The organism is Desulforudis sp. DRI-14 (assembly GCF_052618305.1).
The window spans coordinates 124,983-139,278 of the sequence record NZ_JBQXEZ010000005.1 but is presented as its reverse complement, the minus strand read 5'-3'; the positions used below and the strand labels follow the sequence as shown (position 1 = coordinate 139,278).

The 14,296-nt window shown below is 59.5% G+C and carries 14 protein-coding genes; all 14 read right to left on the bottom strand.

Features of this window, described 5'->3' with window-relative positions; all coding sequences use genetic code 11:
- Nucleotides 1-51: 51 nt before the first annotated feature.
- The gene (locus ACUM6F_RS05520; RefSeq protein WP_445348631.1) at nucleotides 52-855 is read right to left on the bottom strand and encodes a 4Fe-4S dicluster domain-containing protein; all 804 of its coding nucleotides are present in this window, start codon (nucleotides 853-855) and stop codon (nucleotides 52-54) included.
- A 42-nt stretch (nucleotides 856-897) separates the two neighbouring features.
- On the bottom strand, nucleotides 898-3,351 hold the full coding sequence (gene fdnG / locus ACUM6F_RS05515; RefSeq protein WP_479684214.1) for a formate dehydrogenase-N subunit alpha: 2,454 nt from the start codon (nucleotides 3,349-3,351) through the stop codon (nucleotides 898-900).
- A gap of 12 nt (nucleotides 3,352-3,363) precedes the next feature.
- Nucleotides 3,364-4,014, bottom strand: a complete 651-nt coding sequence (locus ACUM6F_RS12675; protein WP_479684213.1) for a twin-arginine translocation signal domain-containing protein — start codon at nucleotides 4,012-4,014, stop codon at nucleotides 3,364-3,366.
- 334 nt (nucleotides 4,015-4,348) lie between these two features.
- Nucleotides 4,349-4,816, bottom strand: a complete 468-nt coding sequence (locus ACUM6F_RS05510; protein WP_445348629.1) for a TIGR00725 family protein — start codon at nucleotides 4,814-4,816, stop codon at nucleotides 4,349-4,351.
- A 264-nt stretch (nucleotides 4,817-5,080) separates the two neighbouring features.
- The gene (locus ACUM6F_RS05505; RefSeq protein ID WP_425621321.1) at nucleotides 5,081-5,725 is read right to left on the bottom strand and encodes a redox-sensing transcriptional repressor Rex; all 645 of its coding nucleotides are present in this window, start codon (nucleotides 5,723-5,725) and stop codon (nucleotides 5,081-5,083) included.
- 108 nt (nucleotides 5,726-5,833) lie between these two features.
- Complete coding sequence (rpe, locus tag ACUM6F_RS05500) at nucleotides 5,834-6,493, bottom strand: ribulose-phosphate 3-epimerase (protein ID WP_445348628.1); 660 nt, start codon at nucleotides 6,491-6,493, stop codon at nucleotides 5,834-5,836.
- Between the two features lie 4 nt (nucleotides 6,494-6,497).
- Nucleotides 6,498-7,412 carry a ribosome small subunit-dependent GTPase A gene (gene rsgA, locus ACUM6F_RS05495; RefSeq protein WP_445348627.1) on the bottom strand — a complete coding sequence of 305 codons (915 nt, stop codon included), beginning with the start codon at nucleotides 7,410-7,412 and terminating at the stop codon, nucleotides 6,498-6,500.
- A complete protein-coding gene (locus tag ACUM6F_RS05490; RefSeq protein WP_445348626.1) occupies nucleotides 7,409-9,214 on the bottom strand; it encodes a protein kinase domain-containing protein in 1,806 nt (601 codons plus the stop codon). Before ACUM6F_RS05490 ends, rsgA begins: the two co-directional genes overlap by 4 nt.
- Nucleotides 9,211-9,933 carry a Stp1/IreP family PP2C-type Ser/Thr phosphatase gene (locus tag ACUM6F_RS05485; protein ID WP_445348625.1) on the bottom strand — a complete coding sequence of 241 codons (723 nt, stop codon included), beginning with the start codon at nucleotides 9,931-9,933 and terminating at the stop codon, nucleotides 9,211-9,213. Before ACUM6F_RS05485 ends, ACUM6F_RS05490 begins: the two co-directional genes overlap by 4 nt.
- Nucleotides 9,930-10,973 carry a dual-specificity RNA methyltransferase RlmN gene (gene rlmN / locus ACUM6F_RS05480; RefSeq protein WP_445348624.1) on the bottom strand — a complete coding sequence of 348 codons (1,044 nt, stop codon included), beginning with the start codon at nucleotides 10,971-10,973 and terminating at the stop codon, nucleotides 9,930-9,932. The genes ACUM6F_RS05485 and rlmN overlap by 4 nt, the downstream gene beginning before the upstream one ends.
- Nucleotides 10,970-12,421, bottom strand: a complete 1,452-nt coding sequence (rsmB, locus tag ACUM6F_RS05475) for a 16S rRNA (cytosine(967)-C(5))-methyltransferase RsmB (RefSeq protein ID WP_445348623.1) — start codon at nucleotides 12,419-12,421, stop codon at nucleotides 10,970-10,972. Before rsmB ends, rlmN begins: the two co-directional genes overlap by 4 nt.
- On the bottom strand, nucleotides 12,363-13,301 hold the full coding sequence (gene fmt / locus ACUM6F_RS05470; protein WP_425621315.1) for a methionyl-tRNA formyltransferase: 939 nt from the start codon (nucleotides 13,299-13,301) through the stop codon (nucleotides 12,363-12,365). Before fmt ends, rsmB begins: the two co-directional genes overlap by 59 nt.
- A 1-nt stretch (nucleotide 13,302) precedes the next feature.
- A complete protein-coding gene (gene def / locus ACUM6F_RS05465) occupies nucleotides 13,303-13,761 on the bottom strand; it encodes a peptide deformylase (RefSeq protein ID WP_425621314.1) in 459 nt (152 codons plus the stop codon).
- 176 nt (nucleotides 13,762-13,937) lie between these two features.
- Nucleotides 13,938-14,183 (bottom strand): hypothetical protein, encoded by a 246-nt coding sequence (locus ACUM6F_RS05460; RefSeq protein ID WP_425621367.1) that lies wholly within the window; start codon nucleotides 14,181-14,183, stop codon nucleotides 13,938-13,940.
- Nucleotides 14,184-14,296 lie beyond the last annotated feature (113 nt).

Sequence of the window (14,296 nt, the reverse complement as noted above, 5' to 3'; positions counted from 1 at the left end):
TGTCGAATTTACTCACTTTCGTACCTCCTATCACCTGTAGTCTCGAAGGACCTAGTGGTCCTCCTCAACCTCGGCACGGCGTTTGGTATACAGGTACAGCGCCGTCAGGGCTGCAGTCCAGCCAACCGCGATGTACGGGGTCCACTTGAGGACGCTCCAGGTGTACGACGGGATGCTCCGCTCGGAAACGTTGGTCTTGAAGCCCATCTGCTCGAACGGCACGTCCGAGATGTACAGCCAGGAGGTGCCGCCGTATTCCTTTTCGCCGTACACCGTAGGCTGGTATTTGCCGGGGCTCGCCGCGATGCGCTGCTTGGCCTCTTCCAGCAGTTCCTTACGGACACCAAACTTGAGGGCACCGGTCGGGCAGGTCGAGACACATGCCGGACCCAGTCCCTCCTTCTGCCGGTCGGCACAGAAGGTACACTTCTTAACCTCGGGGAAGGCCTTATCCCACTCGTAGGAGGGAACTCCGAACGGGCAGGCCAGCATGCAGTAACGGCAGCCGACGCAGATATTGGGCTTGTAAACGACCGGGCCGTCAGCCAGCTTTATGAAAGCGTGCACGAAGCAGGCCGATTCACAAGCAGGTTCTTCGCAGTGGAAGCACTGGTTTTTTACAAACCGCCACTTGATGCCCCCGTTGTTTTCCTCGATGAGCCTGAAGGCAACACGTGTCCAGGTGGTGGCAGAGGTCTTGGGCGGATTAGTCCAGTCGTTGGTAAAGCTGGTCTTCTCCGCCGGGAGGTTGTTCCAGTTCTTGCACGCCACCTGGCAACTGCGGCAGCCTATGCACTTGGTAATGTCAACCAGCACACCCTTCCTGTCTTCGTTTAGGTGAGTGTATCCGGCCACTAAATTCACCTCCGCTAGTTAGGTTCCGGCGAGTCTTACCGGCTAAGCTTTGCGGATATTGCAGAGCCAGGCCTTGTACTCCGGAATGTTGGTGTTCGGGTCGCCCACGCACGGGGTAAGGTCGTTGGCCGACGCGCCGGGGGCATCCGTCTGGTAGCCCCAGTGCCACGGCAGGCCGATGATCTCATAGCTGGCCCCGTTAACATTTACGGGCTGCATAACCGGCGAGACGCACGCCTTACAAGTAAATTTCCCGCGGGCCGAGGAAACAACCACGGCATCACCAGGATTGATCCCCAGTTTTTGAGCCAGGACAGGCGAAATCATGGCGAACATCTCGGGCATCAGCTCCGCCAGGTACGGCGTGTTGCGGGTCAGGGCGCCGCTCTGGTAGTGTTCCACAACACGGTGCGTGGTAGCGATGTACGGAAAGTCGGGGCTTCCGACCGGCGCTAGGAAGGAGAACCCGCCGCGGCGCTTGGTGGCCAGCGGGTTGTTCTGCTGCTTGCTCAGCGGGTTCTGAATCGGCGTCTCGATTGGCTCGTAGTGTTCGGGGAACGGGCCTTCCTTCATCCCGTTGGCGAACAGCTTTCCAACACCCTCGGCGTTCATAATGAACGGGGTCTTGGCGCTCTTTTCAGGCGGGTTGGGCTCCTTGGTCTTGGCATCAACGGCGGCAAAGTCGGGCACGTCGTTGGTGATCCACTTGCTCGCCGCGGCATCCCACTTGACCAGGGTGCGGGACGGATCCCAAGGATTGCCGGCTGGGTCGCAGGAAGCCCGGTTGTAGACGATACGCCGGTTGACCGGCCAGGAGAAGGCCCACTTGGGATAGAGGCCTAGGCCTGACTTGTCGGTGTTGTCACGGCGTTTGCAGTTCGGTACCTTTAAATCCTTGTCGGTCGCGAAGTAGCCGCCGTAAATCCAACAACCGCAGGCCGTGCTTCCATCCTCCTGGAGAGCGGCGAAACTGGCTATCGCTTGGCCGTCGGCCACGGTGTAACCGTTGATCTCAAGCATAACCTTGTCGAGTTCAGGTTCCTCGCCGTGACCGTAATCCCACTTCATCTTCAGGATCGGATCCGGGAACTTGCCACCTTCCTTGGCATACAGCGCCTTAACGGCCAGGAACAGCTTGTTGGCGATCCACAGGTCGCTCTTGGAGTCGCCCAGCGGCTCAATGGCCTTCCAGCGGTACTGCGCCCAGCGGCCGCTGTTGGTAACCGTGCCTTCCTTTTCATAGGGCCCGCAGGCCGGCAGGAAGAAGACCTCAGTCTTAATGCTCTTGGGATCGGCGCCCGGCCGCTTCCAGAATGCAGCCGTCTCGGTCTCCACCATGTCTACGGCAACCATCCACTCCAACCGCTCCATCGCCTTCTTGGCGGCGATAGCGCCCGGGCCGCCGACCGCAGGGTTCTGGCCCCAGGCGAAGAAGCCTTTGATCCGGCCGATCTCCATCTCCTCGAAAATAGCCATGTGCGAATGATCCCTGCCGTCCACCTTGGGCAGCCAGTCGAAGCAGAAGTCGTTCTCCGGCGTGGCGTGCTCGCCGTAGAAGGCCTTGAGCATGCTGGCCACGAACTTCGGCCGGTTTGACCAGTAACCCGCCTTGGGCGTTTCCTTCTCCTTGTACATCGCCCAGTCCTTATGCAGAGTGGCATTAGGAACAGGGTTATAGCCCGGAATAAGATGGAACAGCATGGCCATATCGGTCGAGCCCTGCACGTTGGACTCGCCGCGCTGGGCGTTGACGCCGCCGCCGGCCATACCGATGTTGCCCAGCAGAAGCTGCAGCATCGCTACGCAGCGCACGTTCTGCCCACCGTGGGTGTGCTGGGTTACGCCCATAGCGTAAATGATGTTGCCGACCTTGTTCGGCACGCCGGTGGAGCAATACAGCTTGCAGGCCTCGACGTAGGCCTCCTTGTTTACGCCGGTAACCTTGCAAACCGTGTCCACGTCGTAACGGGCCAGGTGCTTCTTGAGAAGCTGCCATACGCAGTTGGGATCCTGCAGGGTCGGATCGGTTTTGGTCTTGTCGTCCGCGTCCTTCTGGTACTGCCAGGTTTTGGCTTCATATTTCGCAGCCTTATCGCCTTCCTTGGGCACAAAGCCGGAGAAGAGGCCGTCGTTATCCCCTGGCAGTTTGAACTCCGGATCGATGAGGTAGGAAGCGTTGGTGTAGTTGACCACGTAGTCATGGAAGTAGAGGTTGTTCTGGATGGCATAGTTCATCATGCCGAGCAAGAAAGGTATGTCCGTACCGGGCCGGATCCGCAGGTACATGTCCGACAACGCGGCACTCTTGGAGAACCGCGGGTCGACACAAATAATCTTGGCGCCCCTGTTCTCACGGGCATCGAGAATCCACTTGAAGGCGATCGGGTGGTTCTCCGCCGGATTAGCGCCAATAATCATGAAGACGTCCGAGTTCTTGTAGTCGACCCAGTGGTTTGTCATTACGCCTCTGCCGAAGCTGTTGGCCAGACCGGCCACAGTGGTCGAGTGTCAGAGGCGAGCGTGGTGATCGATGTTGATCACGCCAAGAGCGCGGTGCATTTTGTGGAGCAGGTAGTTCTCCTCGTTGTCGAGGGAAGCGCTGCCAAGGTGGGCGATGGCCTGAGTCCGGTTGACGGGTACTTCTACCTCTGTCTCGTTGCCGTCCTTGTCCTTGAACTTGACCTTCTGTTTCTCTTCCCAGTTCTCGTCGCGGGTCTTCTTAACGCGCTTCGCGATCTCGCTGATGGCCCAGTTCCAATCCTTCTCTTCCCAGTCCTCAGCGCCGGGAGCGCGGTAGAGGACCTTGGTCATCCGTCGCGGGTTGGGTACACGATTGCCGTCTTTGTCAACAACAAACGTCAGGGTCGAGATCGAACCACCCTTACAGCACATGCCGCCGCGGTTGACCGGATGGTCAGGGTCGCCCTCGCTGAAGATAATCTTGTCGTCCTGCGTGTGGACAATGGCGCCGCAACCGCCTCCACAGAAAGGACAGATCGTCGCCGTTTCCTTGGCGTACTTCAGCCTGAATTCACGCATCGGGATGTGCGCAGGTATGCTGATACCAGCTTCGGCTACGCTGGTCCCCTCAAACAGCGATAGCCCTGCGGTACCTATCCCCAGAGACTTGAGAAAATCCCTTCTGCTAAGTTTTCTCATGCTAAACCTCAAGACCCCCCTTCAAGTCTTCGAATAACCAGTTAACTGATAATTTTGCTCGAGTATTTCCCCTCCTTCCCTACGCATAATAAGCTACACAAGGGGGCTTGTTCCGTCCGCTACGCCTTCGCACTTACTATAGCATGGGCTTGAAAAGCCTGTCAACAGAACGAATTAGCGGGTTTAAAACCCGCCAATTCGGTAGTAAGTAGTAAGTAGTCGGGCTCGAAGGCATTCCGCTCGGGAATGCCAAACCATTTTTATTGCCGGCTCGACGCCGGCAATTCGTAAAACCAAACAGGCAACGGCTGACAGCTCATCCTTGCGTCTCACGTTACGTTTTCAATCTCTGAAGGACGTACTCTATCGCTTCCAGCGGGTTGCTCGCAGCAAACACTCCTTTCAGGTCCCCGCTCGAGATGCCTGCACAATCCCCCAGGGAGGCCACCGGACGGCCGAATTTGAGGCCGAGCGCAATCTCCGAAAGGGTTCCGTACTCTCCACCGATGGCGATCAAACCATCGGCGGCGCAGGCGATAACGGCGTTCCGCGCGTTGCCTAAGCCGGTCGCCAGGGCCAAAGACAGATAAGGGTTACCCTCCTCCCTGGTCGTCCCGGGAAGAATCCCCACGACCAGGCCCCCCTGGCTGCGCACCCCCCTGGCAACAGCTTCCATAACGCCGCCCCGTCCCCCGCAGAGGACGACAATCCCGCGGCGGGCCAGTTCCCGACCCGTTTCCTCGGCCCACGCATCCTCCCGGCGCGAGTATGTGTTGCCGCCGACGACCCCGATATAGATCAAGCAGGAAACCTCCCTTATAGGCATTCAGCATTCGCCAGCAAATGTGAGGGTCTGACCTCACATTTGTTCAGCATTCGCGGATAAGGAGATAGTCTTTATTTCTAATCTAATCCGAGCGCCGAGTGCCGAGTGCGCGGGCGAAGCCCGCCTAATAGCGTTGGGTGTTGGGATAACTAAAGAAGGGATTCGGTAAACCGAATCCCCTTCCTGTATATCTCAGTGCCCGGTGCTCAGTACTCAATGCTTAATGCTATTTGCAGTGCTTTATAAAGTAGTGTGCAGTTCACGGAATGTCAAATTGAAAGTCAAGATCTCGAGTTTAACGGCCAAGTCCACGTTACGGACGATAACGTCGTTGGGCAGGTCGAGCACCACGGGACCGAAGGTCAGCAGGGCTTTAATACCAGCCTTGACCAATTCGTGAGCGATATCCTGAACCGCTCCCAGGGGAACGGCGATGATACCGATCTTGACGTCGTGTTCCTTAACGACTTCGGGAATGCGCTCCAGGGGCAGCACGTCCAAATCCTGGATACGCTTGCCGATTTTGAGCAGGTCGTTGTCGAAAACGCCTACGATATTAAAGCCCCTGTCCAGGAAGCCGCGGTAGGTGCAAAGCGCCGTACCAAGGTTGCCCGCCCCCACCAGGACCACGGGCCAGGGCTTGGTAAGCCCCAGAATCTTGAGAATATAATGAATCAGGTCTTTAACGTTATAACCGACACCGCGCGTGCCGAACTCCCCGAAGTAGGCGAGGTCCTTGCGCACCTGGGCCGGGCTGACGCCAACCCCCTTAGCGATGTCTCCCGACGAAACGGTGATAACGCCCTTCTTTTCGAGCCTTTCCAGAAAGCGGGAATAAATCGACAGCCGTTGTATGGTCGCTTCAGGGATTCTAAGTGCCTTCACCCGGAAATCCTCCTAATTTTTCTGCCCCGTAAAATAGAAGCCATATGCCCTTGCCCCTTAAGTATACAAGTCATCGGTGCAACTGGTCAATGTCTTTTGTTAAATAAATCACTTGCTACATGACTCCCTGAGGCGGCGAATCGCTTCCCGCACTCCACCCGGGTTGCGGTATACGGACGACCCCGCGACAAGGACCCCGGCGCCTGCCGACACGACCAAAGGCGCGGTCTCCGGTGTAATGCCCCCGTCAACCTCGATGTCCACGGCTAGGTCCCTCTCAGTCAGCATTCTCTTCAACCGCTCGACCTTGGGGAGCACCTCCGGAATGAACGACTGTCCCCCGAAACCCGGGTTTACGGTCATCAGTAAAACCTGGTCGACCAGGGAAAGCACGTATTCGATCGCGCTGAGAGGGGTTGACGGGTTCAGGGCCACCCCGGCCTTCACCCCCTGCTGCCTGATCAAGCGCAGCAGGCGGTCGAGGTGCACGCTCGTTTCGGCATGCACGGTGATGATATCGGCCCCGGCCTCTGCGAAGGCAAGGATATACCTTTCGGGCTGTTCAATCATCAGGTGCACGTCAAAGATCAGCTTGCTGAGGGGACGTATAGCGGCTACAACCACGGGTCCGATCGTGATGTTAGAAACAAAATGGCCGTCCATGACGTCTATGTGCAGGTAATCGGCCCCCCCGGCCTCTACGGCGAGCACGTCCTCGCCCAGGCGGGCGAAGTCGGCGGAAAGAATGGACGGAGCGATTTTAACCAAGCTGTTATCTCCTTCCCCGGCTGATGATCTCCTCCAGGAACCCCTGGTAATGCCGATATCGAAAATCCGCCACCTTCCCCTCGGTAACGGCGCTCTTGACGGCGCAGCCCGGCTCCCGGTAATGCAGGCAGCTGTTAAACCGGCACCGACCGATCAAATCGCGCATCTCGGGAAACAAGGAAGCCAGCTCTTCAGGGGGCACTTCCGGCAGCGCCAGGCTGGAAAAACCAGGCGCGTCGGCTACCAGGCCGCCCGACTGCAAGCGCAGCAGCTCCGCGTGGCGGGTGGTGTGACGTCCCCGGCGGAGTTTCCGGCTGATGTCCCCGGTGGGCAGCCGGGCGCCCGGCACGAGCAGGTTGATCAGGCTGCTTTTCCCCACCCCAGAGGGGCCGGCGAATACGGAAACGCGGTCTTTAAGGATGTTTTCCAACTCCGGGACGCCCTCCCCGGTGACAGTGCTGGTGACCACCGCCCGGTAGCCGGCCGCGCGGTAGGCCTCCAACCATTCCGGCCTCGGCTCGTCAAGAACCAGGTCGTGTTTGTTTAAAACGATGAGCGCCCCCAGGTGCGCTGCTTCAGCCTGGATCAGCATCCGGTCGACCAGGTTGAGGACGGGTTCCGGCTCGCGAAAAGCCGCAACTATAGCCACGAGATCCACGTTGGCGATTCTTGGCCGCGGCAGCACCGACCGGCGCGGCAGGATCCCGGCGACGACGCCTTTCCCGCCCGCAAGGGCTTCGACCAGCACCTGGTCCCCCACCAGCACCTGATCGCGTCCCTTGAACTTCCCCCGCAAGGTGCACTCGAGGTCCTGTCCCTCGCCGTGAACGTAGTAGTAACCGCCGTAGGCTTTCACCACCACACCTTTGAGCATCAGTTTAGCCCTATTGCCTGAAATGGCCCCGAATAACAAAGTCATTCCAGGGTCTCCTCGTTGAACGGCTTGCCGTCCAAGTATGTCCGCACGGCCGCCCGGCCGTAATACTTGACCCGCTTGGCCACGCGTTCGCCGGAATCGTGGGTTCCGGTATACACTTCCTGCTCTCCGTAAGCGTCGTGGAGCATTATCTGAAGCTGGTGCTGTTGTCCATCGTTGGGGATACGTACGTAAACCATGGCTGTCCGGGCCTTCGGTCCCGGCCCCGTGCTGACGGTCACCCGGATAACCTTCCCCTCTTCGGCCTGGGTGGAAGGGGGGGGATCCTGCGCGACAACCACGCCCTCGGGCCATTCGTTGCTGGGGGCCCTCGCCGCGTTACCGTCGATGTCGAACCCAGCATCCTGGGCCTGCTGCCGGGCGGCGTCGAGCGTAAGCCCGATCAAGTCCGGGACCTGCAGGTACACCGGCGTGGCCCCCTTGCTGATGTAAAGCTTAACGGCAGAACCGCGGGGGCTCTCGGTGTTCGCCGGAGGCTCCTGGCGGACCACCGTTCCCCGCGGCAGTAACTCATCGTAGATCTCTTCCTGACCCCCGATCTTGAAACCGGCGTTCTCCAGAATAAGCTGGGCATCCCCCGCCGGGCGGTTGACCACGTCGGGAACCCGGACCAACTCCGGTCCCTTGCTCACCGTCAAAAAGACGGTGCGCCGTTGTTTAACCTTCGTATGCGGGGGGATGTCCTGGGAGATAACCTTGCCTTGCTCGACCTCGTTATGATAAACCTCGGAAATGTCGGCCCGCAGCCCGCGCAGCTCCAGTTCCCGCTTGGCATCCTCCACGGTCAGGCCGACGACGTCGGGGACCTCGACCTCGGGAACATAGAGGTAGGACCTGATGGCCCAGTAGGAACCGCCGACAACGGCCAGGACGATCAGGGCGAGGCCTATCCACGCCACCGCCGGCAAGGAACGCCTGTGTTTCACGGGACGAAAAACCCTGGTCTGGGAGTCATCAAGTTCCGCTCCTTCGGGAAGCGCGGCCTCCAAGTCCAACGCCATTTCCCATGCCGATTGATAGCGGTCTCCCGGTTTTTTGGCCAGGGACTTTAGAACTACTCTTTCCAACTCCTTGGGAACCATACCGTTGCGCTGGTGCAAAGGCGGCGGCGGATCTTGAATATGCCTCAGGGCTACGGTCACGGGATTGGAACCCGAGAACGGGACGCTGCCTGCAAGCATCTCGTACAGGACGACGCCGAGAGAATAAATGTCCGACCGGGCGTCCGCCGTGTCGCCGTGAGCCTGTTCGGGCGATATGTAGTGCACGGAGCCGACCATGCTTTTCGTACTCGTCAGGGTCGAGCCCGTCGTCTCCCTGGCGATGCCGAAATCGGCGAGCTTGGCCTGCCCGTCCCTGGTGATCAGGATATTGTGCGGCTTGACGTCCCGATGGACGATCTTGTGCTGGTGGGCGTGCTCCAGGGCGTAGCAGATCTGTACGGCGATCTGGACGGCTCTTTGCGGCGCGAAAGGCGCTTCGCGCCTGATCAGGGTCTTTAAATTCTCCCCGTCGACGAACTCCATGACGAGGTAATGGACCTCCCCTTCCCGCCCGACATCATAGACGTTGACGATGTTGGGATGGGAAAGGCTGGCCACCGATTGCGCCTCCCGGCTGAAACGCGCCACGAATTCCTCGTCGGCGCTGAACTCGGGGCGAAGGATCTTGACGGTAACAGGGCGCTGCAGGAGCTGGTCGTAGGCCTTGTAAACCACCGCCATCCCGCCTTCGCCGAGCTTTTCTTCGATTCTGTAGCGGTTACCCAGCGTCTGCCCGATCATGCGTCAATCACCACGACTATTACTGTCACGTTGTCGGTTCCGCCCCGCGACAAGGCCAGTTCAGCCAAGGCCCCGGCCATCCGGGCGGGGTCTTCCCCTTCGCCCGCCCGGGCAAGGATTTCTTCGTCGGAGACCAGGTTGGTCAGCCCGTCGGTGCAAAGAACCAGCCTGTCTCCCTCCTGAAGGAGGTGAACCTGTGAGTCGACAGCAAGATCAGTCCCGGTCCCCAGGGCCCTGGTCAGGACGTTGCGATAGGGATGGCTGTTGGACTCGTCTTCGGTGATCTTGCCTTGCTTGGCAAGCTCGCGGACCAGCGAATGGTCCTCGGTTAGCTGTTTAATGTCCTGCCCGCGGACAAGATAGATGCGGGAATCGCCCACGTGCGCCACCACAAGCCTGCTGCCCTGGGCGACACAAGCCGAGAGCGTCGTGCCCATGCCCTTGAACTGGGGGTCCTGCACAGCCCGCTCATATATTGCGCGGTTGGCCTCGCGCACGGCGGCGCTCAGCGCCTCGGGAACGTCCCGGCCGCCCGTGATAAACTGTTCCAGCGATGCTTCAAGGACTTCGAGAGCCAACCGGCTGGCCACCTCGCCGGCCACGTGGCCTCCCATGCCGTCGGCAACGGCGAAAAGTTTGAGGGCCGGGTTGATACACAGGCTGTCTTCGTTATTGAGGCGCACCATTCCGGTCTCGCTCACGGCACCCCAACGCATCATCGCTCTCGTCCTTTCCCCTCGTAACGGCGCCTGAGCTGCCCGCAGGCAGCCCCGATCTCGGCACCCATCTCCTTGCGTACCGTCACCGGAAAGCCCTTGCTTTCCAGCGTGCTTTGGAAGGACAAGACGGTACGCCTGTCGGGAGGGTTGAATCCTCTCTCCAAAACCGTGTTCACAGGTATGAGGTTGATATGGCAGTGCACGCCGCGCAAAAGCTCGGTCAGTACAACGGCATGCTCCGGAGCATCATTCAGATCCTTGATCAGCGCGTATTCAAAGGTCACCCGCCGGCCGGTCTGAACGGCGTAATCACGGCACGCGGGTATTAATTCCTCAAGAGGGTACCGGCGGTTGATCGGAACCAAGCGGTCGCGGAGCGCGTTGTTCGGCGCGTGCAGCGAAACCGCCAGCGTCAGTTGTAAGCGCCGGGAGGCCAGTCGCCTTATCCCGGGTACCAACCCGCACGTTGAAAGCGTAATCCGCCGCTGCCCTATATTTAAACCATACGGAGCCGTAACGTTGGCGATGAATCCCATGGTCGCGTCGTAATTGTCCAGGGGCTCGCCCGTCCCCATGATAACGATACGGCCGACGCGTACACCCTCGGCGCGCTGCAGGGCCAGAACCTGATCGTAAATCTCCCCGGCCGTCAGGTTGCGCACCAGGCCGCCCAGGGTCGAGGCACAGAAAAGACAGCTCATCCGGCACCCGACCTGGGTGGAGACACACGCCGAGTATCCGTACTCGTGACGGAGGAGGACGCTCTCTACGGCGTGACCGTCTTCCAGGCCCCAAAGAAACTTGACTGTCGATCCGTCGAAAGACGCCTCGCGCGCCAGCATGTCGAGCCGGGTGATCCTGCAGCCCGCCGCCAGTTGTCGGCGGAAGTCGAGCGGGAAATCGCTCATGTCCGCAAAACTGCCGGCGTCTTTCTGAAAGATCCAAGCCGCAAGCTGGCGGGCACGGTACTTCGGCCAGTTCCAGCCGGTGACCAGTTCTTCTATCTGCTCAAGGGTCAGGCTCTTCAGGTCTGCAGTCAACCCCGGTCGTGCCTCCGCATGCGGGCGATGAAAAAGCCGTCGGTGCCGTGCAGGTGCGGCAAAAGCTGTACGTAACCCCGGGCCAGCGCTTCCCGGTCCGCCAGTTCAGCCGGGAGCAACCCGTTAAGGTCCTCAAGCCGGAAATGGGGATGACCCGCTAAGAATTTCTGCACCTGGCCTAGGTTTTCCTCGTCGGTGATCGAACAGGTACTATATACCAGTACGCCTCCGAGGCATACGCAGCGCGCGGCCTCGGCCAGGATGGCCTCCTGCAAGTTTATAAGGCCGGGTATCTGTTCGGGCTCCTTACGCCACCGCGCGTCAGGCCTGCGCCGTAGAACGCCGAGACCGGAACAGGGAGCGTCCACCAGCACACAGTCCGCCCACTCTGCGTACGACGCCGACAGCTCCCGGGCGTCGCGGACCTCCGGCTGCACGCATTTAATCCCGAGGCGCTGGCAGTTCTCGATAACCAGCCTTAACTTGTGCGGGTAGATATCTGATGCGATAATCGTTCCCTGGTCCCGCATCAATTGAGCCAGGTGTGTGGTCTTGCCGCCGGGTGCGCTGCAGACGTCAATGACCCTCATCCCTGGAGACGGCCCGACAGCATGCCCGACAAGCATTGAACTCTCGTCCTGCACCACGAACAGACCTTCCCGGAAGGACGTCAAATCGTTAAGGGTCGGGAACCCTTTAATCTCCAACCCCTCCGGCGCATACCTTGTTTTAACGCAGCTGACCCCCTCGTCCCGGAGCTTTTCCACCAGCGTAGGCAAATCAACGCGCAGGGTGTTAACACGGACCGTGTTGGGCGGGGCTGCGTTGTCAGCGCGGCACAAAGCAATCGTATCTTCCAGCCCGAACTCTTTAAGCCAGCGTTCAACCAGCCAGATAGGGTGGGAGTATTTCAAGGCGATATGGTCCACAGGGTCTTCAGCCAGGGATGGAAATTTTATGCGTTCGCGGCTGCGGATGATGTTGCGCAGAACACCGTTAACGAACTTGGCCTCTCCTGCGGAGCCGAATCTTTTGGCTTGCTCGACCGCCTCGTTGCAGGCCGCCGCGGCGGGAACCTTGTCCATGTAAAAGATCTGGTACACGGCCAGCCGGAGGATGTTCCTGGTCCAGACGGTCTGCTCAGAAAGAGGCTTTTTAAGGAAGCCGCTCAGAATCCAGTCCAACGTATTCAAGGTTCGAATCGAGCCATAGCCCAGTTCGGTGGCAAAGGCACGATCAAGTTTAGATAACCGGTGTTCACCCAGGATTTTGTTCATCGCTAGGTTGGCGTACGCGCCCTCGGCCTCGACCGCTCGCAGCACGTGCAAAGCCGAATCTCTGGCCGTTTTCGGCATTATTCCTTCCCTTTTGGGCAACTCGGAAAGCTCCTTATTCGCCAAGATTGGTTTCCACGTCAAGACGATACCCCCGCAAGAAGGCGTCGGCATCCATAGGTTTGCGCCCAGCGGGCTGCAGCTCGCAGAGGCGCACGCGCCCCTCCCCGGCTTGCACGATGATCCCCCGGGACGGGTCGGCGGTGAGAATCGTTCCCGGTTCGGCCGCCCGCTCCCCGCCGTCCGCAACCTCAGCCCGCCACAGTTTTAAGACCTGGCCCCGGTAGGTAGTCCGAGCGCCGGGCCAGGGGTTCATTCCCCGGATATGGTTGACGATCCGGCGTGCCGTTTTTCGCCAGTCCACAACCTCGTCCTCCCTGGTCAAAAGCGGCGCGTAAGTCGCCCGGCTGTGGTCCTGGGGGACGCGGAAGGCCGTGCCTTCTGCCAGGCAGCGCAAGGTCTTGAGCAGCAGTTCGCCTCCTAGGACGGCCAGGCGGTCGTGCACGCTCCCCGCGGTGTCCTCCGGTTCTATCTTGATGCGGGCCTGTAGGATCATATCGCCCGTATCCATCCCCTCGTCCATGAAGATGGTGGTCACGCCGGTTTCCGTTTCGCCGTTAATGACCGCCCAGTGAATAGGGGCGGCACCCCTGTAACTCGGCAGGAGCGAGGCGTGCACGTTGATGCATCCCAGTGGGGGGGTGTCCAGGATCTCCTTCGGCAGGATCTTGCCGTAGGCCACCACGGCGATGACGTGGGGCCGCAGCTCCGCCAGCAGTTCCCTGAACGCGGGGTCCTTGATCGACTGCGGCTGAAGAACGGGCAGTCCTTTGGCAACAGCGTACTCTTTAACCGGCGGCGGGTGGAGCTTTTTGCCGCGCCCTTTGGGACGGTCAGGCTGTGTCACCACCTGGACGACTTCCACCCCGGCTTCCACCAGGGTGCGCAGGGAAACGACGGCAAATTCGGGCGTGCCCATAAATACGACGCGCATGTTATTTCTTCTCGAGGCCGATTTTGGTGGCCCGGTCGATAAACAAAATTCCGTCAAGATGGTCGATCTCGTGCTGCAGGGCGCGCGCCATGTATCCCTCGGCCTTAACGACAACCTGTTCGCCGTCAGGGTTCAGAGCTTTAACCTCCACCGTCCTGGCGCGCTCCACCTCACCCCAGTACCCCGGGATGCTGAGACATCCCTCCGTACCGCTTTCCCGCCCGGCAAAAAAGGTTATCTCGGGATTAATTAGCGCCATCGGGCTGTTTTCAACGTCGACAACGATGACGCGTTTGGATACGCCGATCTGCGGCGCGGCCAACCCGATCCCCTTGGCGGCGTACATGGTGTCGAACATGTTCCTGATCAGGCGCAGAATCTGGGGAGTGATCTCTTTTACAGCTACCGCCTTTTCTTTCAGAATAGGGTCGGGATGCTCCACAATCTTGTGAACCGCCACTCTTTCTACCTCCACCGAAACTGTTGAGACTTCTCCCACTGTCTCTACTACAATCCGTAGGTTTGTACGTTAAGCATTAAGTGTTAGGTAGCAGGACATCGTTAACAGTTTTTATCAATAACATCGTTAACATGTTGCATTAGCTCGATAATAGCCCTTGCTGTTCGGGTCTGGGTTTATCCCCGCAAGCGACTTTGCTGAAAGCTTCGGGCACCGTTCTTAGCGAAGGTGAAGCCAGCGTGGCTGCCGACGAGGACGTTCGCGGGCGCTTCCGCCGTCGCAGCGTCGGCCGTACGCTTTTCCTCGGCCTTGGCCGCAGCGAACTTGTCTGTGACAGAGGAAGATGCTCGTTCGCCTCGGGCGCCGGCCGAACTCGCTGCGCTCAAACAGCGGCCGACGCTTTCCCTCGGCTCACTGCGCATTTTTGATTTATACTCCCAACGTTCGCTGCGTCAAGGCCTCGGCGCGTACTTGGGCAACCTTTGGAAAGCTGCGCCCGCAAACAATCCGCAGGAGGCCCGCCACGCTCTGAACC

Coding starts and splice junctions, on each gene's coding strand:
- ACUM6F_RS05485 (WP_445348625.1), bottom strand. CDS start 9,933: ATGATGCGTTGGGGTGCCGTGAGCGAGACCGGAATGGTGCGCCTCAAT.
- ACUM6F_RS12675 (WP_479684213.1), bottom strand. CDS start 4,014: ATGAGAAAACTTAGCAGAAGGGATTTTCTCAAGTCTCTGGGGATAGGT.
- fmt (WP_425621315.1), bottom strand. CDS start 13,301: ATGCGCGTCGTATTTATGGGCACGCCCGAATTTGCCGTCGTTTCCCTG.
- ACUM6F_RS05490 (WP_445348626.1), bottom strand. CDS start 9,214: ATGATCGGGCAGACGCTGGGTAACCGCTACAGAATCGAAGAAAAGCTC.
- rsgA (WP_445348627.1), bottom strand. CDS start 7,412: ATGACTTTGTTATTCGGGGCCATTTCAGGCAATAGGGCTAAACTGATG.
- rsmB (WP_445348623.1), bottom strand. CDS start 12,421: ATGCCGACGCCTTCTTGCGGGGGTATCGTCTTGACGTGGAAACCAATC.
- ACUM6F_RS05460 (WP_425621367.1), bottom strand. CDS start 14,183: ATGCGCAGTGAGCCGAGGGAAAGCGTCGGCCGCTGTTTGAGCGCAGCG.